The sequence below is a fragment of the Streptomyces sp. NPDC055955 genome, assembly GCF_042270245.1.
Lineage (GTDB): Bacteria > Actinomycetota > Actinomycetes > Streptomycetales > Streptomycetaceae > Streptomyces.
Genome location: NZ_JBHJYS010000002.1, coordinates 40351 through 58326 on the forward strand (window position 1 = coordinate 40351; position 17976 = coordinate 58326).

At 72.1% G+C, this 17976-nt stretch carries 16 protein-coding genes; 11 read left to right on the forward strand and 5 right to left on the reverse strand.

Annotation, left to right across the window (positions count from 1 at the left end; translation table 11 throughout):
- Nucleotides 1-70 precede the first annotated feature (70 nt).
- Together ACFC96_RS03520 and ACFC96_RS03525 are read left to right on the forward strand one after the other, a co-directional pair.
- Entirely contained in the window at nucleotides 71-562 is a 492-nt protein-coding gene (locus ACFC96_RS03520; protein WP_376609972.1) for a glutathione peroxidase, read from the forward strand.
- A 175-nt stretch (nucleotides 563-737) separates the two neighbouring features.
- Nucleotides 738-2261, forward strand: a complete 1524-nt coding sequence (locus tag ACFC96_RS03525) for an MFS transporter (protein WP_376609973.1) — start codon at nucleotides 738-740, stop codon at nucleotides 2259-2261.
- A 21-nt stretch (nucleotides 2262-2282) separates the two neighbouring features.
- On the opposite strand, the gene ACFC96_RS03530 is transcribed toward ACFC96_RS03525, so the two are convergent.
- From ACFC96_RS03530 to ACFC96_RS03540, 3 genes are all read right to left on the reverse strand, one after another.
- The gene (locus ACFC96_RS03530; RefSeq protein WP_376609975.1) at nucleotides 2283-3428 is read right to left on the reverse strand and encodes an LLM class flavin-dependent oxidoreductase; all 1146 of its coding nucleotides are present in this window, start codon (nucleotides 3426-3428) and stop codon (nucleotides 2283-2285) included.
- A gap of 64 nt (nucleotides 3429-3492) precedes the next feature.
- Nucleotides 3493-4053, reverse strand: a complete 561-nt coding sequence (gene ssuE, locus ACFC96_RS03535; RefSeq protein WP_376609977.1) for an NADPH-dependent FMN reductase — start codon at nucleotides 4051-4053, stop codon at nucleotides 3493-3495.
- A gap of 239 nt (nucleotides 4054-4292) precedes the next feature.
- Entirely contained in the window at nucleotides 4293-4376 is an 84-nt protein-coding gene (locus ACFC96_RS03540) for a putative leader peptide (protein ID WP_376255027.1), read from the reverse strand.
- Nucleotides 4377-4573: 197 nt separating this feature from the next.
- Here ACFC96_RS03540 and ACFC96_RS03545 point away from each other — a divergent pair, with 197 nt between their 5' ends.
- The 5 genes from ACFC96_RS03545 (at nucleotide 4574) to ACFC96_RS03565 (ending at nucleotide 10410) form a co-directional block, all read left to right on the forward strand.
- Nucleotides 4574-6115: an ATP-dependent DNA ligase gene (locus ACFC96_RS03545; RefSeq protein WP_376609979.1), complete on the forward strand. Its 1542-nt coding sequence runs from the start codon at nucleotides 4574-4576 to the stop codon at nucleotides 6113-6115.
- 122 nt (nucleotides 6116-6237) lie between these two features.
- Nucleotides 6238-6723, forward strand: coding sequence for a cation:proton antiporter regulatory subunit (locus ACFC96_RS03550; protein WP_206301994.1), 486 nt, complete (start codon nucleotides 6238-6240; stop codon nucleotides 6721-6723).
- A gap of 4 nt (nucleotides 6724-6727) precedes the next feature.
- The gene (locus tag ACFC96_RS03555; RefSeq protein WP_376254100.1) at nucleotides 6728-8020 is read left to right on the forward strand and encodes a cation:proton antiporter; all 1293 of its coding nucleotides are present in this window, start codon (nucleotides 6728-6730) and stop codon (nucleotides 8018-8020) included.
- A 439-nt stretch (nucleotides 8021-8459) separates the two neighbouring features.
- On the forward strand, nucleotides 8460-8924 hold the full coding sequence (locus ACFC96_RS03560) for an NUDIX domain-containing protein (protein WP_376610514.1): 465 nt from the start codon (nucleotides 8460-8462) through the stop codon (nucleotides 8922-8924).
- A gap of 91 nt (nucleotides 8925-9015) precedes the next feature.
- Entirely contained in the window at nucleotides 9016-10410 is a 1395-nt protein-coding gene (locus tag ACFC96_RS03565; protein ID WP_376609980.1) for an NADP-dependent succinic semialdehyde dehydrogenase, read from the forward strand.
- A 24-nt stretch (nucleotides 10411-10434) separates the two neighbouring features.
- Here ACFC96_RS03565 and ACFC96_RS03570 read toward each other — a convergent pair whose 3' ends face one another.
- Nucleotides 10435-10968 carry a GNAT family N-acetyltransferase gene (locus tag ACFC96_RS03570; protein WP_376609982.1) on the reverse strand — a complete coding sequence of 178 codons (534 nt, stop codon included), beginning with the start codon at nucleotides 10966-10968 and terminating at the stop codon, nucleotides 10435-10437.
- A gap of 171 nt (nucleotides 10969-11139) precedes the next feature.
- On the reverse strand, nucleotides 11140-12306 hold the full coding sequence (gene xylA / locus ACFC96_RS03575) for a xylose isomerase (RefSeq protein WP_376609984.1): 1167 nt from the start codon (nucleotides 12304-12306) through the stop codon (nucleotides 11140-11142).
- 166 nt (nucleotides 12307-12472) lie between these two features.
- Between xylA and xylB the strand changes: the two genes are divergently transcribed.
- From xylB to ACFC96_RS03595, 4 genes are all read left to right on the forward strand, one after another.
- Nucleotides 12473-13912, forward strand: coding sequence for a xylulokinase (xylB, locus tag ACFC96_RS03580; RefSeq protein ID WP_340457980.1), 1440 nt, complete (start codon nucleotides 12473-12475; stop codon nucleotides 13910-13912).
- Between the two features lie 76 nt (nucleotides 13913-13988).
- A complete protein-coding gene (locus tag ACFC96_RS03585) occupies nucleotides 13989-15194 on the forward strand; it encodes an ROK family protein (protein ID WP_376609986.1) in 1206 nt (401 codons plus the stop codon).
- A 201-nt stretch (nucleotides 15195-15395) separates the two neighbouring features.
- Nucleotides 15396-16925 (forward strand): APC family permease, encoded by a 1530-nt coding sequence (locus ACFC96_RS03590; protein ID WP_376609988.1) that lies wholly within the window; start codon nucleotides 15396-15398, stop codon nucleotides 16923-16925.
- On the forward strand, nucleotides 16922-17953 hold the full coding sequence (locus tag ACFC96_RS03595; protein WP_376609990.1) for an acetamidase/formamidase family protein: 1032 nt from the start codon (nucleotides 16922-16924) through the stop codon (nucleotides 17951-17953). Before ACFC96_RS03590 ends, ACFC96_RS03595 begins: the two co-directional genes overlap by 4 nt.
- Nucleotides 17954-17976: the final 23 nt, after the last annotated feature.

Sequence of the window (17976 nt, forward strand, 5' to 3'; positions counted from 1 at the left end):
ACAGATGGGCTCCGGTTTCCGGGCCGGGGTGACGAGGAGCGCCACCTCACGGGTCGCTAGCATCCGGAGCATGTCTGTCTACGAGAACGTCGAGATCGCCACCCTCCAGGGTGGCCCCGCCGACCTCCCCCAGTACGAGGGCAAGGCCGTCCTCATCGTCAACGTGGCCTCGAAGTGCGGCCTCACCCCGCAGTACGCGGCCCTGGAGCAGCTCCACGCCGAGTACGCGAGCCGTGGCTTCAGCGTGCTCGGGGTTCCCTGCAACCAGTTCATGGGCCAGGAGCCCGGCAGCGCCGAGGAGATCGCCGAGTTCTGCTCGGCGACGTACGGCGTGACGTTCCCGATGACCGAGAAGGTCGAGGTGAACGGGGAAGGACGCCACCCGCTGTACGAGCGTCTGGTCACCACCGCCGACGCGGAGGGCCACGACGGGGACATCCGCTGGAACTTCGAGAAGTTCGTGCTCTCCCCCAAGGGTGAGGTCGTCGCCCGCTTCTCGCCGCAGGTGGTGCCGGACGCCCCCGAGGTGGTCGCCGCGATCGAGGCCAACCTCCCGAAGTAGGCGTCCGGGGCCGCGGGGCCCCGCTCGCCTCCCGCGAGCCCCGCTCCGAGCCGTCGGCGCGGGGCCTGTCGCGGGCGCCGTGACCGAGCAGGTCGGGTCCGCCGACGGCCCGCGGAACCCCTGTGCCGCGCGGCGGTCTCGCGACGCTCCCCCCGCGTCCACGACAATGGCTGTGATGACGCCCGAACCCGTCGAATCAGCTCCCGAAATCCGGCTCTCCTCCGCCAGGGGCCGCTGGATCCTCGCCTGTGTCGTCCTGGCTTCCGGGATGGCGATGCTCGACGGCACGGTGGTGAACGTCGCCCTGCCGACGATCGGGCGAGATCTCGACGCCTCCCTGTCGAGCCTCCAGTGGGTCGTGAACGCCTACATGCTGACGCTGTCCGCGCTGCTCCTGTGGGGCGGCGCGCTCGGCGACCGGATCGGGCGGCGGCGCACACTCGTGCTCGGCGTGGCCTGGTTCGCGGTCGCGTCGGCGCTGTGCGGGCTCGCCCCCGACCAGGGGGTCCTCATCGCGGCCCGCGCGCTGCAGGGTGTCGGTGGCGCGCTCCTGACACCGGGGTCGCTGGCCCTCGTACGGTCCTCGTTCTGCCCCGAGGACCAGTCGCGGGCCGTGGGCGCCTGGTCGGGGCTCACGGGTGTGGCGGGGGCGCTCGGACCGTTCCTCGGCGGGTATCTGATCGACGGCCCCGGATGGCGGTGGATCTTCCTCATCAATGTGCCGCTGGCAGCGGTCGTGCTGCTGATCGCGGTGCGGCACGTGCCGGAGAGCCGTGAGTCCGAGGTCGCCGGGACCCGCTTCGACATGGCGGGGGCCCTGCTCGCCGCCCTGTGCCTGGTGGGCATCAGTTACACGCTCATCGGGTCGTCCGGAGGCGCGTCCGCCGTGTCGACGGCGCTGCCCGCCGTGCTCGGTGTCGCCGCCGGCGTCGCCTTCGTCGCCCTGGAGCACCGGCGCGCGAACCCGATGCTGCCGCCGTCGCTGTTCCACTCCCGGCTGTTCAGCGCGGCCAACGCGATGACGCTGTGCCTGTACGCGGGGATCGGCGGCATCCTGTTCCTGCTGCCCGTACAGCTGCAGATCGCGCTCGGCTACAGCGCGCTGGAGGCCGGCATGGCGACGCTGCCGATCACCCTCCTGATGCTGCTGCTCTCCCCCCGCGCGGGCGACCTCGCGCGCCGTGTCGGGCCGACGCCGCCCCTGGTCGCCGGGCCGCTGATCGCGGCGGCGGGCCTGCTCCTCATGCTGCGTATCGAGCCCGGCTCGTCGTACGTGACCGATGTCCTGCCCGCCGTGGCGGTCCTCGGCCTGGGCATGAGCGTGTTCGTCGCGCCCCTGACGGCCACGGTCCTGGCGTCGGTCGAACCGGGCCGCGCCGGGCTCGCCAGCGGCGTCAACAACACGGCGGCCCGTATCGCGCAGCTCCTCGTGGTGGCGGCGCTGCCGCTGGCGGTCGGGCTGTCCGGGGACGCGTACACGCAGCCGGATTCCGTGAACACGTCTTTCCACCGGGCCGCCCTGGGCTGCGCCCTGCTGTTCGCACTCGGTTCGGCCACGGCCCTGGTGTTCATCCGTCCGGTGGCGGTCCGCTCGCGGCTGGAGAAGGCGCCGAGGCCACAGTGCCGCTCTCATCTCGGCGTGGCGGCACCGGCGTTGGAGCCCGGGACGCACGAGCGGGATGAGCGCGAGGCGCTGTAGCGGCGGGGTGTGCGGACCGGCTCAGTTCCCGAACGGGACCTGGGGTGCCGTCAGCGCGGCGGCGTCGCGGTGCGGGTGTGCCCACAGCCCGCGCGCGTGCAACCGCGGCAGGACGCCCTCCCCGAACCAGTACGCCTCCTCCAGATGCGGATATCCGGAGAGCACGAACTCGTCGATGCCGATGCGGTGGTACTCCTCGACACGGTCGGCGACCTCGTCGTGGCTGCCGACGAGCGCGGTGCCGGCGCCCCCGCGTACGAGGCCGATCCCGGCCCACAGGTTGGGGTGGATCTCCAGGCTGCCGGAGCTTCCGCCGTGCAGGGCGAGCATCCGCTGCTGGCCCTCGGACTCGCTGCGCGCCAGCCCTTCCTGGACGGACCGGACGGTGGCCGGGTCGAATCCCTGGAGGAGCCGGTCGGCCTCCGCCCAGGCCTGCTCCGAGGTGTCGCGCGTGATGACGTGCAGCCGGATCCCGAACCGCACGGTGCGGCCCTCCTTCTCGGCGAGGCCACGGATCCGGGCTGTCTTCTCGGCGACCTGGGCGGGCGGCTCGCCCCAGGTGAGGTAGACGTCGCTGTGCCGCGCCGCGATCTCGCCCGCGACGGGTGAGGAGCCGCCGAAGTAGACCTCGGGGACCGGGTCGGGCAGCCGGGCGAGCCGGGCGTCCTGCACCTGGAGGTGTTCGCCCGCCAGGTCGACGGTGTCGCCCGCCCACAACCCCCGGACGATCTCCAGGAATTCACCGGTGCGCGCGTAGCGGGCGTCCTTGTCGAGGAAGTCGCCGTAGGCGCGCTGCTCACGGCTCTCGCCGCCCGTCACGACGTTCAGGAGGAGCCTGCCGCCGGTCTGGCGCTGGTACGTGGAGGCCATCTGCGCGGCGAGTGTGGGCGAGACGAAGCCGGGCCGGAACGCGACGAGGAACTTCAGGCGCTCGGTCTGCTGACTGAGCATGGCGGTGGTCAGCCATGCGTCCTCGCACCAGGCGCCGGTGGGGGTCAGCGCGCCGACGAAGCCCAGGTCCTCGGCGGCGCGGGCGATCTGCGTGAGATAGCCGATGGACGGGGGCCGGTCACCGCCCGCCGCGGTCACGGGTGTGCCGTGGCCACCGCCGACGACATGGCGGCTGTCGCCGTTGGTCGGCAAGAACCAGTGGAAGGTGAGGGACACGAGCGGACTCCGATCGCGGAGGACGGTGATGCCAACAGGCGCTGACGGGGCGGGAGTCGGTGGGTCAGCTCGCCGCGGCGAGCAGCGGACGCGCGGTGCGCGTGAGTGCTCCGGAGAACTGGTCGACGACGCGGCCGAGCGCCTCGGCGGAGCCCGGCGCGACGCTGACCGTGCCGTCCGTCGCGACGGCGATGTCCTTGTCGAGGGTGAACCACCCCTGGACGATGTGGGCGGCGCCCATGGAGTTGAGGACGGGCCGCAGCGCGTAGTCGAGGGCGAGCACATGGGCGGTGGTGCCGCCGGTGGCGAGCGGCAGCACGGTCTTGCCGTCGAGTCCGTACTGCGGCAGCAGGTCGAGGAGCGCCTTGAGGAGACCCGAGTACGCGGCTTTGTAGACGGGGGTCGCGACGACGACGCCGTCGGCGCGGGCGAGGAGCCCGGTCGCCTCGACGATGGCCGGGTGGCCGAAGTCGGCGCCGAGGAGCGCCTCGGCGGGCAGGGTGCGGACGTCGAGGGCGATGACGTCGTGGCCCTGCGCTTCGAGCCGCGCGTCGAGATGGCGCAGGAGTCGCGCGGTGCGGGAGGTGGCGGAGGGACTTCCGGAAATGGAGAGAACGGTGGCCATGACGGGACCCTTCGGGCTGGAATTCGGCACGCGGAATGCGGCACCAGTGAAAAATGCGGACGCGGGAAACACAGAGGCAGGGAAAAGAAGGAATTCACGCATGCCGAAGGCGTACCGAATGCACGGTGCGGTTCAGTGCGGCGCGATGAGGAGCCGTGCGGAGATCCATCGGCACGGTGGAGGTCCGACAGAGCCGGTCGCGGGAGAGGCGGCCTGGCAGCCGGGGTGTGGGAGACCCGTCAGAGGGCGCGGCAACAGGAGGAGCTGGAGACGCGCGCGAGGTCGACATGGCGTCGCCGCGTGAGGTCCAGTCTCGTGTTCATGCCACTGATCCAACCAGGGGCGTGCCGGGCCGGTCAAGAAATCTCCGCGCCGGTCTCGCATCGCGGAACAGTATTCCCCTGGGCAGGGATAAACCGTGAAGGACGTGTTCCCGTCGGGAATCCATCGGGGAGCGCGGTCCGCCGGCGGATGCCCGCACCCTCGTGCGCCGCAGCTCGGCCCGGTGCAGGATGGCTGCATGCTGTTCTCCCGGCTCGCGCAGGTGTCCCAGGAGGTCGCGGCCACCAAGGCGCGGTCGCGGAAGATCGCGCTGCTCGCCGAGCTCTTCCGGGCGGCGGAACCGGACGACGTACCGATCGTGATCCCTCACCTGGCGGGACGCCTCCCGCAGGGACGTCTCGGCGTCGGGTGGCGGGTGCTGCGCGATCCGGTGGAGCCTGCCACACGGCCCCGGCTGACGGTCCAGGACGTCGATGCCGCGCTGACCGCGCTCGGCGATGTCGCCGGCGCGGGGTCGCAGGCCGAACGGGCGCGGCTCGTCGGGGAGTTGATGGGTGCCGCGACCGAGGACGAGCAGCGGTTCCTGTTCGGTCTGCTCACCGGCGAACTGCGGCAGGGGGCTCTCGACGCGGTGGCACTGGAGGGACTGGCGCAGGCGACCGGCGCGCCGCCGGAAGAGGTGCGGCGGGCGGTGATGCTTACCGGGTCCCTCCAGGTGGTGGCGCAGGCACTGCTGGCCGAGGGCCCGGACGCGCTGAACCGATTCCGACTGACCGTCGGGCGCCCGGTGTTCCCCATGCTGGCGCACAGCGCGTCCTCGGTCGGGGAGTCCGTCGACAAGCTCGGGGCGTGCGCGGTGGAGGAGAAACTCGACGGCATCCGCGTGCAGGTGCACCGCGACGGTGACGTCGTACGCGTCTACACGCGCACGCTCGACGACATCACCGACCGGTTGCCCGAGGTCACCGCCGCGGCGGCCGGGCTCGACGGCGGCCGCTTCATCCTCGACGGGGAGGTCATCGCGCTGGACGGGGACGGACGGCCGCGCCCGTTCCAGGAGATCGCGAGCCGCGTGGGTTCGCGGGTGGACGTGGCGACGGCCGCGGGGTCCGTTCCCGTGGTGCCGGTGTTCTTCGACGCCCTGTACGCGGGCGGGGACGAGCTGCTCGATCTGCCGTTCGCCGAGCGCCACGCGCGTCTCGCCCGCCTGGTGCCGGAGGCGATGCGGGTGCGCCACGTCGTCGTACCGGACGGAGGGGACGCGGCGGCCCGCGCCGCCGCCGACGCGTTCTTCGCCGACACCCTGCGGCGCGGCCATGAAGGCGTCGTCGTGAAGGCGCTCGCCGCCCCGTACAGCGCGGGGCGGCGTGGCGCGTCCTGGCTGAAGGTGAAGCCCGTGCACACGCTGGACCTGGTGGTGCTCGCGGCCGAGTGGGGGCATGGCCGACGCACGGGCAAGCTGTCGAACCTGCACCTCGGCGCCCGCAGGCCGGACGGCTCCTTCGCGATGCTGGGCAAGACGTTCAAGGGGCTCACGGACGTACTGCTCACCTGGCAGACGGAGCGGCTGCGGGAGCTGGCCCTGAGCGACGACGGTCACGTCGTGACGGTGCGGCCCGAGTTGGTCGTGGAGATCGCCTACGACGGTCTGCAGAAGTCCACGCGCTATCCGGCCGGCGTCACGCTCCGCTTCGCGCGCGTCGTGCGCTACCGCGAGGACAAGGCGGCCGAGGACGCGGACACGGTCGAGACGGTGCTCGCCGCGCACGCGGCGCGGTAAGAGCGCGACGCCGAAACAAGACCGTTTCTTTGCCAAATCTTGAGGCCGATAGGGTGACACCCGGCACCTGTACTTGCAGGCGCCATGCATCATCCAGGACAAGCACGGACAAGGGGAGAGCTGTGCCCGCTTCACGCCTGAGCCGCACGCCACTGCCGGGGATCGGCTTCCGGTACGACCTGACCACCCGCGACCAACGGCAGGTGTCGGTGGTCGCGCACCGGGACGGCGGGCGCACCCTGAGCGCCTACCGGACCGACGACCCGGACGCCTGCGACCTGTCGCTGAAGCTGACGTCCGGTGAGGCGGCCGCGCTGATCGACGCGCTGATGCCGTCCCACCACAGTCCGAACCTGCTGCACACCACCGATCTGGGCCTGGTCGCCGAGCGCATCGAGATCGGCGCCACCTCGCACTGGAACGGTCGCGTGCTGGGCGAGACGCAGCTGCGGACGGAGACCGGCGCCTCGATCGTGGCCGTGCTGCGGCGCGCCGAGGCGATCCCGTCGCCCACCCCCGACTTCCGGCTCGCCGGCGGGGACACCGTGATCGTCATCGGCACCCGCGAAGGTGTGGAAGCGGCGGCGACGATTCTCGGAAGGGAGTGATCGGATGCACTCCGCGGTGTTCCTCATCGAGTTCGGGGCGATCATCCTCGCGCTCGGCCTGCTGGGCAGATTCGCCGGGCGGTTCCGGTTCTCACCCATCCCCCTCTATCTGCTTGCGGGGCTCGCGTTCGGCGAAGGCGGGCTGCTCCCCCTCGGCGCGAGCGAGGAGTTCGTGGCCATCGGCGCCGAGATCGGCGTCATCCTGCTGCTGCTGATGCTGGGCCTGGAGTACACGGCCAGCGATCTCGTCAGCAACCTCAAGACGCAGTACCCGGCGGGCCTCGTCGACTGCGCGTTCAACGCTCTGCCCGGCGCCGCGGCGGCGCTGCTCATGGGCTGGGGCCCGGTGGCCGCCGTCGTCCTCGCCGGTGTCACCTGGATCTCGTCGTCGGGTGTGATCGCCAAGGTGCTCGGCGACCTCGGCCGGGTCGGCAACCGGGAGACCCCGGTGATCCTCAGCATCCTGGTCCTCGAGGACCTGGCCATGGCCGTCTATCTGCCGATCATCACGGCTCTGCTCGCGGGCGTCGGCTGGGCGGCGGGCGGTGTCACGCTGGCCATCGCGCTCGGTGCGGCGGGCCTCGTCCTGTTCCTCGCCGTGCGCTACGGGCGGCTCATCTCCCGGTTCGTCTCCAGCGACGACCCGGAGAAGCTGCTCCTGGTCGTGCTCGGCCTGACGATCCTGGTCGCCGGGATCGCGCAGCAGCTCCAGGTGTCGGCGGCCGTCGGCGCGTTCCTCGTCGGCATCGCCCTGTCCGGTGAGGTCGCCGAGGGCGCCCACTCGCTGCTGCTTCCGCTGCGCGATCTGTTCGCCGCCGTGTTCTTCGTCTTCTTCGGACTGCACACCGACCCGGCGAGCATCCCGCCGGTCCTGCTTCCGGCGCTCGCTCTCGCGGTCGTCACGGCCTGCACGAAGATCGCGACGGGCTACTGGGCGGCGCGGCGGGCGAAGATCTCCGTCAAGGGCCGCTGGCGCGCGGGCGGCGCGCTCGTGGCGCGCGGCGAGTTCTCCATCGTCATCGCGGGCCTCGCGGTCACCGCAGGCATCGAGCCCCGGCTCGGCCCGCTGGCCACCGCGTACGTCCTGATCCTCGTGATCGTCGGACCGCTGACGGCGCGCTTCACCGAGCCCGTCGCGATGCGCGTGTCGCGGTGGCGGCACCGCGGCGACGCACCGGCCGCGGTGGTCACCGCCGGTACGGGGATCGTGCCCGCGCCGCGGGACGCGCAGGATCCGGTCGGCGCGGAGGCCGAGGCGCGCGGCACGTCCGGGCGGGCCTCGAACTCCTCGTCCTGATCCGGTCACCCACCCGGGCGTCGACCGTCCCGGTCGCCGCCCGGTACGGGTGCCCGCAGCGTGGGCGGGGGCCTTGGAGACCTGGGAGTTCCTCGTCGTCGGGGGTCCTGCTCATGGTGTTCGGCACGTGGGAGACGCGCGCCCCGCATCCGCTGCTGCCGCTGCGAGTCGTCCTGGACCAGGACCAGGACCAGGACCGGGACCTGGACCAGGACCAGGACCGCGGAGCATCGTTCCTCGCGATCTCCATCTCGGGCGCGCGCATGTTCGGCGTGTTGCTGTTCCCATGCAGACATACCCGACCGCGTACCGGTGGTCGGCGCTGTTCTTCGCGGTCGGCCTCGTCGTGACCTTCGCGCTCCACCGGCGCGGCGCCTCCTCGCACTCGGAGGGCCGCGCGGAGGGCGCCGTTCACATGGAGCGCCCCGACACTGGTGCCATGGCGTACAAGAAGCAGAGCGCGGGGCTGTTGCTGTTCCGGCGCACGGCCGCCGGTACCGAGGTGCTGCTCGGACACATGGGCGGCCCGTTCTGGGAGCGGCGCGACGCCAGGGCGTGGACGGTGCCGAAGGGCGAGTACACGGACGACGAGGAGCCGTGGGCGGCGGCGCGCAGGGAGTTCCGGGAGGAACTGGGCCTCGCCCCGCCGGAGGGCACGCCGGTGCCGCTCGGCGACACCGTGCAGTCCGGCGGCAAGCACGTCACCGTGTGGGCCGTGGAGGGCGACCTCGATCTGGGCGGCTTCGTGCCCGGCACGTTCACGATGGAGTGGCCGAAGGGCTCGGGACGCCTGGCCGAGTTCCCCGAGCTGGACCGCGCGGCCTGGCTCGGGCTCGACGCGGGGCGCGCCCTCGTCGTGCAGGCGCAGGCCGTCTTCCTCGACCGGCTCGCCGAGCACGTCTGACACCCGCGCCACCGGGTACACGGCCCGTCCGCGTTGCGCGGCGCGACGTGACGCGGGAAGGTCGAAGCACCGCGCAGAGGAGGTCACCCCCATGCCCATCGCGACGGTCAACCCCGCGAACGGCGAGACGCTCAAGACGTACGACGCCCTGACCGACGAGGAGATCGAGCACCGGATCCTCCTCGCCGCCGGCACGTTCCGCACGTACCGCACCAGCACGTTCTTCGAACGGGCCCGGCTGCTTCAGACCGCCGCCGACCTGCTCGACGCGGACCGTGACGACATCGCGCGCGTCATGACCACCGAGATGGGCAAGCCCGTCGTGGCGGCCCGCGCGGAGGCCGCGAAGTGCGCGAAGGCGATGCGCTGGTACGCGGAGCACGCCCAGGAACTCCTCGCCGACGAGCACCCCTCGGCCAAGGACGTGGAGGACTCCGGCGCGGTCAGCGCCCATGTGCGCTACCGGCCGCTGGGCATCGTCCTCGCCGTGATGCCGTGGAACTTCCCGCTGTGGCAGGTCGTACGGTTCGCCGCGCCCGCCCTGATGGCAGGCAACGTAGGACTGCTCAAGCACGCGTCGAACGTGCCGCAGACCGCGCTGTACCTCCAGGACCTCTTCCGCAGGGCCGGGTTCCCGGACGGCTGCTTCCAGACGCTGCTCATCGGTTCCCGCGCTGTGGAGGGCGTGCTGCGGGACGAGCGGGTCGTGGCGGCGACGCTGACCGGCAGCGAGCCGGCGGGACGTTCCGTCGCATCGATCGCGGGTGACGAGGTCAAGAAGACGGTCCTGGAGCTCGGCGGCAGTGACCCGTTCGTCGTGATGCCGTCGGCGGACGTCGCGAAGGCCGCGAAGGTCGCGGTGACGGCGCGGGCCCAGAACAACGGGCAGTCCTGCATCGCGGCGAAGCGGTTCATCGTGCACAGGGACGTCTACGACGAGTTCGCCGAGCTGTTCGTCTCCGGGATGCGGGCCCTGCGGGTCGGCGACCCGATGGACGAGAACACCGACGTCGGGCCGCTCGCCAGCGAGCAGGGCCGCGCCGATCTGGAGGAGCTCGTGGACGACGCCGTGGAGTGCGGCGCGACGGTGCTGTGCGGCGGACAACGCCCCGAGGCGTACGCCAAGAGCGGCTGGTACTACGAGCCCACGGTCATCGCGGACATCACGAAGGACATGCGCATCCACCGCGAGGAGACCTTCGGACCGGTCGCCACGCTGTACCGCGTCGGTGACCTGGACGAGGCCGTGTCCCTCGCCAACGACTCACCGTTCGGGCTGAGTTCCAACGTATGGACGCACGACGCGGCGGAGATCGACCGTTTCGCCCGCGACATCGAGGCGGGCGGCGTCTACGTGAACGGAATGACCGCCTCCCATCCGGCGTTCCCCTTCGGCGGCATCAAGCGCTCCGGCTACGGCCGAGAGCTCTCCGCCCACGGAATCCGCGAGTTCTGCAACATCACCACGGTGTGGGTGGGGGCGTGAACCGTCCGCGTCGCGCCCTCGAGGTCAGGTGCGGGCCTCACGCTCGACCCGTGGGGCACGCACCATGAACACGTCGATCGGGTCCTGCGATTCGAGGGTGAAGCCGTGGCGCTCGTAGAGGCGGCGGGCCGCGCTGCCCTGGACGACGTCCAGGCGTACGGTCTCGCCCGCCGCGTCGGCACGGTCGAGAAGTGCGCGCAGGACGGACGTGCCGAGGCCTCGCCCCTGCTGTTCCGGGGCGAGGTAGAAGTGCTCGATCCACTGGCCGCCTGACGGCGACGGGCGCATCGTGACGCTGCCCGCGAACGCGCCGTCGACCAGGACGACGGACGTGTACCCCTCGCAGAACGTGTCGCGCAGCCGCTGCCGGACACGGTGTTCGTCGTAGCGGCCGAGGCGCACCAGGTCCGGCCGCATGACCACGGCCCGCAGCTCTGCGATCGGCTCCACGTCGGCGGTCCCGGCGACCCTCAGCTCCCACCGGACGCGGGACGGCCGGGATGCCTCGGAACCCTTCTGACCAGGCCGTTCCGCTTCTGCCGTCGTACGTGTGTCCATCGCCGAAGTATCACAGACGCTCTCCACGCATCGGTGCGCCGCCCGGTCGGCCAAGTGGATCCGGGGGCGACGGCGTGTCCAGCCATCGATCGGCCCCGCACGGAATGGGCGGAGGCCGAACCGAGGGCTACGCGCGCGTGGTGCCGGTCGGGCACCACGCGCGCGTGAGTGTCAGCCCCGGACCGCCAGGAGGTGGTCCATGGCCAGCTGGTCGAGGCGCTCGAAGGCCATGCCGCGGGCTGCGGCCGCCTCCACGTCGAAGCCCTCGAAGGCGGACTCGTCGGCGAGCAGACCCGACAGGCCGTCGGCGGCCGTCGGCTGCACCAGCTCGTCGAGGCGCGAGGCACGCAGCGCCTCCTGAACCTCCGGGTCGGCCCGGAACGCGGCCGCACGCTCGCGCAGGATCAGGTAGTTGCGCATGCAGCCCTCGGCCGACGCCCACACCCCGTCGTGGTCCTCCGTGCGCGGCGGCTTGAAGTCGAAGTGCCGCGGCCCCTCGTACCCGGCGCTCTCCAGCAGATCGACCAGCCAGAACGCCGAGCGCAGGTCGCCCGCGCCGAAGCGGAGGTCCTGGTCGTACTTGATGCCCGTCTGGCCGTTGAGGTCGATGTGGAAGAGCTTGCCCGCCCACAGTGCCTGGGCGATGCCGTGCGCGAAGTTGAGCCCCGCCATCTGCTCGTGGCCCACCTCCGGGTTCACGCCGTACATCTCGGGCCGCTCCAGGCGCTCGATGAACGCCAGGGCGTGGCCGACGGTGGGCAGAAGGATGTCGCCGCGCGGCTCGTTCGGCTTCGGCTCGATCGCGAACTTCAGGTCGTAGCCCTGCTCGACGACGTACTCGCCGAGCAGATCGAAGGCCTCCTTCATCCGGTCGAGGGCGGCGCGCACGTCCTTGGCCGCGCCCGACTCGGCGCCTTCGCGGCCGCCCCAGGCGACATACGTCTTCGCGCCGAGCTCGACGGCGAGATCGATGTTACGGACGGTCTTGCGCAGGGCGTACCGGCGTACGTCACGGTCGTTCGCGGTGAACGCGCCGTCCTTGAAGACGGGGTGCGTGAAGAGGTTGGTGGTGGCCATCGGGACGATCAGGCCGGTGGCGTCGAGGGCCTGGCGGAAGCGCTTGACGTGTGACTCGCGCTCGGTGTCCGAGGCCCCGAAGGGGATCAGGTCGTCGTCGTGGAACGTCACCCCGTAGGCGCCGAGGTCGGCCAGGCGCCGCACGGACTCGGCCGGGTCGAGCGCGGCGCGGGTGGCGTCGCCGAACGGGTCGCGTCCCTGCCAGCCGACCGTCCACAGGCCGAAGCTGAACTTGTCGTCAGGGGTGGGTCGGTACGTCATGTCGCGGCTCCTCGCCAGTCATGCCTATTTCGTCATGGCACTTTACAAATTAGTATGCGGACACGTCGCTGGGAAGAGGCATCTCGGGAGAGCATGGGGTGAACGCTCTGTCGCACATGCACTTCGGACAGCCACGGAATCGTCTTGTCGGGAACGGGAGAGCCGCATGTCATCAGCCGATGGACCACTCGTCGTCGGGGTGGACAGCTCCACGCAGTCCACGAAGGCCCTGGTCGTCGACGCCGCCACGGGCGCGGTCGTGGCGAGCGGCCAGGCACCGCACACGGTGAGCGCGGGGCAGGGCCGCGAGAGCGACCCCGAGCAGTGGTGGACCGCCCTGTGCGAGGCGCTGCGCCAGTGCGGTGACGCGGCGCACCGGGCCTCCGCGGTGTCGGTCGGCGGCCAGCAGCACGGCCTGGTCACCCTGGACGCCGCGGGCCGGCCGGTGCGTCCCGCGCTGCTCTGGAACGACGTGCGCTCGGCACCCCAGGCCCGCCGCCTCATCGACGAGATGGGCGGGCCCAAGGCGTGGGCCGAGCGGGTGGGCAGCGTGCCGGGGGCCTCCTTCACTGTCACGAAGTGGGCGTGGCTGGCCGAGCACGAGCCGGACGCCGTACGCGCCACGGCCGCGGTACGGCTCCCGCACGACTACCTCACACAGCGGCTGACCGGCGACGGCACGACGGACCGCGGCGACGCCTCGGGCACGGGCTGGTGGGCATCGGCCACGGAGTCGTACGACGACGACATCCTCGCGCGCGTGGGGCTCGATCCTGCGCTGCTCCCCCGGGTCGTGCGCCCCGGAGAGGTGGCGGGCACGGTCCACACCACGGGTGAACTCCCCTTCTCCAAGGGGACGCTGGTGGCCGCCGGCACGGGCGACAACGCGGCGGCCGCTCTGGGCCTCGGCCTCCGGCCCGGCACCCCCGTCCTCAGCCTCGGCACGTCCGGCACGGTGTACGCGGTGTCGCGGCACCGCCCCGCGGACCCGACCGGCACCGTCGCCGGTTTCGCCGACGCGCGCGGCGACTGGCTGCCTCTCGCGTGCACCCTGAACTGCACACTGGCCGTCGACCGGGTCGCCGCGCTGCTCGGCCTGGACCGCGAGGCCGTGGAAGGCGGCGGCGACATCACGCTGCTGCCGTACCTGGACGGCGAGCGCACGCCCGATCTGCCGAACGCCTCAGGGCTGTTGCACGGACTGCGGCACGACACCACGGGCGGTCAGCTTCTGCAGGCCGCCTACGACGGCGCCGTCCACGCGCTCCTGGGCGCGCTCGACCTCGTCCTCGACGCCGACGCCGACCTGTCGGTGCCGCTGCTGCTCATCGGGGGCGGCGCCCGGGGAACAGCCTGGCAGCAGACCGTACGACGGCTCTCGGGCCGCGCCGTGCAGGTGCCGGAGGCCCGTGAGCTGGTCGCGCTCGGCGCCGCGGCACAGGCCGCCGGAATGCTGACCGGGGAGGATCCGGCGGCGGTGGCACGGCGCTGGGGCACGGCGCAGGGGCCCGTTCTCGACCCCGTGGAGCAGGACGCCGAGGCGCTGGCACGGATCTCCGGGGTACTCTCCGACGCGGCCCCGCTCCTGGACAGGGGCCCGCGCTGACCACCCGGCCGACCGAGGATCCAGGAAGGCCGACGACCCCGTGCGCCGGCCCGAGCCCATGGGAGCGTCCGGAGGCATGACCGCACCACTGCACGAGCCCCGGCCCGGCACGCCCGACACCCAGCAGGGCATGCGCCGGCGCAACCTCTCACGGGTCATGCACGCCGTCGCCACCGACGGCCCGTTGTCACGGGCCACGGTCGCCCAGCGCATCGGGCTGACCAGGGCCGCGGTGTCCACGCTCGTCGACGAACTGATCCGGTCGGGTCTGATCGAGGAGCTCGGCCCGCAGCGGCCCGGCCGGGTCGGGCGTCCCGGCTCGGCGCTCGCGGTCAGCCGCCGCGGCCCCGCCGGGATCGGGGCCGAGGTGGGCGTCGACCATCTCGCGGCGTGCGCGGTCGATCTGGGCGGCGAGGTACGCGCGCGTGCCGTGCGCCGCGTCGCCAACCGCGGACGCGCGCCCGGACCCGTCCTGAAGGAACTGTCCGTGCTGGTGCGGGAGGTGACGGCCCGTGCCGAACGGGACGGACTGCGCCCGGCGGGCCTCGCGGTCGCGGTGCCGGGCCTGGTCGCACGCGGCGCCGGCACGGTGGTCCGGGCGCCCAACCTGGACTGGCACGACACGGACGTCGCCGCGCTGCTGCCGCCGGCGGCCGCGGCGCCGTTCGTTCTGCCCCTGGCCGTCGACAACGAGGCGAATTTCGGGGCCCTCGCCGAGCTCTGGCTCGGCGAGGACACCCCCGCCGACTTCCTGCACGTCTCGGCCGAGATCGGCATCGGCGCCGCGCTCGTCGTCGACGGCAAGCTGCTGCGCGGAACCCGTGGATTCGCGGGCGAGTTGGGGCACGTTCCGGTTCGCCCGGAGGGCCCGGCGTGCCCCTGCGGAGGGCGCGGGTGCCTGGAGCAGTACGCGGGCGAGGAGGCCGTGCTGCGGGCGGCCGGGCTGGGGCCCGGCGAGGACCGGGTGGGCCTGCTCGCCGAGCGCGCCGCGGCAGGGGACACGGATGTGCGGCGGGCGCTGCGCGGGGCCGGGACCGCCCTGGGTATCGCGCTGACCGGGGCAGTGAACCTCCTCGATCCGCGGGCGGTCGTGCTCGGCGGGGCGCTCTCGCGGCTCGCGCCGTGGCTACTGCCCGCGCTGGAAAAGGAGTTGACACGCCGGACGGCGACGCCGGCCGCCGGGGTGGCGGTGTCACGCCTGGGGTCCGACGGCCCCCTGCTGGGGGCGGCGCACTCGGTGGTGCGGGCGGTGCTCGACGATCCGGTGGCGGTGGCCTCGTAGGACGCCGGTGGCCGTGGGACACCCCCGTGCCGCGGCGCGCAAGTGCCAGAGGTTCGGACCTCTGACGTGCGGTTGTTCACAACGGGCGAGTTGTCCACAGGCGCGCCGCGCCCTCTTCCGTCCCAACCGCCAAGGCCCTTAACGTAATTCACGCGGGACGCCACCGCCTCGGCGCGGTGGCGCGTCCCCGTGGATCGGGGGATGCAGGTGTCGGGGGCAAGCGTTCAGAGCGGAACGGGGCTGCTGCGCGGGGCGATCGGACTGCGCGAGGTCCTGTTCCAGAGCATCACGGCGATGGCGCCGGCGGCCGCGGTCGCCGCGTCGATCCCGGCGGGTACGGCGTTCGCGGGCGGCAGCCTGCCGCTGTCCGTGCTGATCGCGTTGGTGGCCTGCCTGTTCACGGCGTCGTGCGTGGCGGAGCTGGCACGCGAACTGCCCGCGGCGGGATCCGTGTCGACGTACGCCGCGCGCGGCCTCCATCCCGGCGTGGGGTTCCTCGTCGGCTGGAGCTATGTGTTCGTGGAGGCCCTCGTGCCGCCTCTGCTTCTGCTGCAGCTGGGCTTCACCACGGCCGGGACGCTGCACCACGAGTGGTCGTCGTACCCCGCTGACCTGTGGTGGCCGTGGTCGGTCGCCGGAGCGGTGATCATCGCTGTGGCGGGCTACTTCGGAGTGCGGGCGTCGGCCCGCTTCGGGACAGTGCTCGGCGCATTCGAAGTCATCGTCTTCCTGGCCTTCGCGATCCTGCTGATCTCGAAGGCCGGCAGCCACAACACCCTTTCGGTGTTTGGCACTTCGCACACGGCGCCGGGGTACGAGGGCCTGAGCGGCGTCTTCGCCGGTTCGGTGTACACGGTGCTGGCGTTCGCCGGGTTCGAGGCGGCCGCGCCCCTCGCCGAGGAGACCCGCGATCCGCGACGCACCATGCACCGGGCGGTCCTCGGGTCGGCCCTGGCCATCGGGCTCTTCTACGTACTGACGACCTACGCGATGTCGGTGTACTTCGGGCCCGGCAAGTTCGCGACGTTCGGGGCGGAGGGCGCCGCGTCGTGGGAGGGTGTGGCCCGCGCGTCGTTCGGCCTGTTCTGGGTCCTGGTGTTCCTCGCCGTGGTGAACTCGACGGTCGCGAACGCCAACGCGTGCGCCAACGTCTCGACGCGCACGGCGTTCGCTCTCGGCCGCATCGGTGTCTTCCCGAGCGGTTTCGCGCGCCTGCACCCGCGGCGCCGCTCCCCCGTCACCGGCGTCGCCGTCCAGTTCGTCGTCGCGGTCTCGGCCATGCTCGGGCTCGGATTCGCCTACGACCCGGTGACGGCGTTCCTGCTCCTGGCGACGGTGATCGTCACGGTCATCATCGGCGTGTACATCGTGGCGAACCTCTCCTGTGCCGGGTACTTCCTGCGTCGCGGTCGCTCCGCGCTGCGTCCGGTGCGCCATCTCCTCTTCCCGCTCCTCGGCATCGTCGCCTTCGTGCCCGCGCTGCTGACGGCCGCGGGCCTGCCGGTCTTCGACTTCGTGTCGCCGCTGACGGCGCCGGTGTCCTACGCGGGCCCGGTCGTCGCCGTGTGGATGCTCGCGGGGATCGTGGTGCTCTTGGTGCTCCTGCGACGCCATCCGGAACGCATAGCGGAGACCGGACGCGTCCATCTCGACGATGCATCCGACGGAGACTCGGACCGGGGCGCGGACCCTGACGCGCCCACCTCACAGAGCGGAGCTGTACAGCGATGAGCGACCCCCGGATCCTGACCGTGCGGCCCGAACCGGGCGAGTACGCCTACACGTTCGGTGGGGCGCCACCCGTCGCCAGGATCGCACCGGGCACGGTCCTGGACCTGTACACGGAGGACTGCTTCGGTGGGCGGGTGCGGTCCGAGAAGGATCTGGTGTCGCAGGTGTGCGAGTTCCCGTTCCTCAATCCGCAGACCGGCCCGTTCCACATCGAGGGTGCCGAACCCGGTGACACGGTCGCGGTGCACTTCGTGTCCGTCGAACCGGCCCGCGACTGGGCGGCGTCCACGACGGTCCCGCTCTTCGGCGCGCTCACGTCCACCCACACCACGGCCACACTCCAGCCGCCGCTGCCCGAGGTCGTATGGATGTGGCACCTCGACCGGGAGCGCCGCACCGCCCGGTTCGCCGCGCGCGACAGTGACCTCCAGGTCGAGCTGCCGATGGACCCGATGCACGGAACGGTCGGCGTCGCGCCCGCGAACCTCGAGGTCCGCTCCGCCCTCGTCCCGGACGCGCACGGCGGCAACATGGACTCGCCGGAGATGCGGGCCGGCGTCACCTGCTATCTCGGGGTGAATGTCGAGGGTGCGCTGCTGAGCCTCGGCGACGGACACGCGCGGCAGGGCGAGGGGGAGACGTGCGGCGTCGCCGTCGAGTGCGCCATGCGGACCGTCGTGATCGTCGAGCTCCTCAAGGGCGTCGCCACACCGTGGCCGCGCATCGAGTCCGACACCCACATCATCTCGACAGGGTCGGCGCGGCCCCTCGAGGACGCGTTCCGGATATCCCAGCTCGACCTGGTGCGCTGGCTGGAGCGCGACTACGGCTTCAGTGAGCTCGACGCGTACCAGTTCGCCTCGCAGACCGTCGAGTCTCCGCTCGCCAACGTCTGCGACACGAACTACACGTGCGTGGCCAAGCTTCGCAAGGAATGGCTGCCGGCGCGAGACACCCACCGCGGGCTGCACGCGCGCTTGAGGGACATCGCCGCGACGCTCCCCCGCCCGGACCACCGCACCTTCTGACGACACACCGTTCGCCGACAAGG

Coding starts and splice junctions, on each gene's coding strand:
- xylB (WP_340457980.1), top strand. CDS start 12,473: ATGTCATCAGCCGATGGACCACTCGTCGTCGGGGTGGACAGCTCCACG.
- ACFC96_RS03545 (WP_376609979.1), top strand. CDS start 4,574: ATGCTGTTCTCCCGGCTCGCGCAGGTGTCCCAGGAGGTCGCGGCCACC.
- ACFC96_RS03590 (WP_376609988.1), top strand. CDS start 15,396: ATGCAGGTGTCGGGGGCAAGCGTTCAGAGCGGAACGGGGCTGCTGCGC.
- ACFC96_RS03570 (WP_376609982.1), bottom strand. CDS start 10,968: ATGGACACACGTACGACGGCAGAAGCGGAACGGCCTGGTCAGAAGGGT.
- ACFC96_RS03520 (WP_376609972.1), top strand. CDS start 71: ATGTCTGTCTACGAGAACGTCGAGATCGCCACCCTCCAGGGTGGCCCC.
- ACFC96_RS03595 (WP_376609990.1), top strand. CDS start 16,922: ATGAGCGACCCCCGGATCCTGACCGTGCGGCCCGAACCGGGCGAGTAC.
- ACFC96_RS03555 (WP_376254100.1), top strand. CDS start 6,728: ATGCACTCCGCGGTGTTCCTCATCGAGTTCGGGGCGATCATCCTCGCG.
- ACFC96_RS03540 (WP_376255027.1), bottom strand. CDS start 4,376: ATGAACACGAGACTGGACCTCACGCGGCGACGCCATGTCGACCTCGCG.
- xylA (WP_376609984.1), bottom strand. CDS start 12,306: ATGACGTACCGACCCACCCCTGACGACAAGTTCAGCTTCGGCCTGTGG.
- ACFC96_RS03585 (WP_376609986.1), top strand. CDS start 13,989: ATGACCGCACCACTGCACGAGCCCCGGCCCGGCACGCCCGACACCCAG.
- ssuE (WP_376609977.1), bottom strand. CDS start 4,053: ATGGCCACCGTTCTCTCCATTTCCGGAAGTCCCTCCGCCACCTCCCGC.
- ACFC96_RS03560 (WP_376610514.1), top strand. CDS start 8,460: ATGGCGTACAAGAAGCAGAGCGCGGGGCTGTTGCTGTTCCGGCGCACG.
- ACFC96_RS03525 (WP_376609973.1), top strand. CDS start 738: ATGACGCCCGAACCCGTCGAATCAGCTCCCGAAATCCGGCTCTCCTCC.
- ACFC96_RS03565 (WP_376609980.1), top strand. CDS start 9,016: ATGCCCATCGCGACGGTCAACCCCGCGAACGGCGAGACGCTCAAGACG.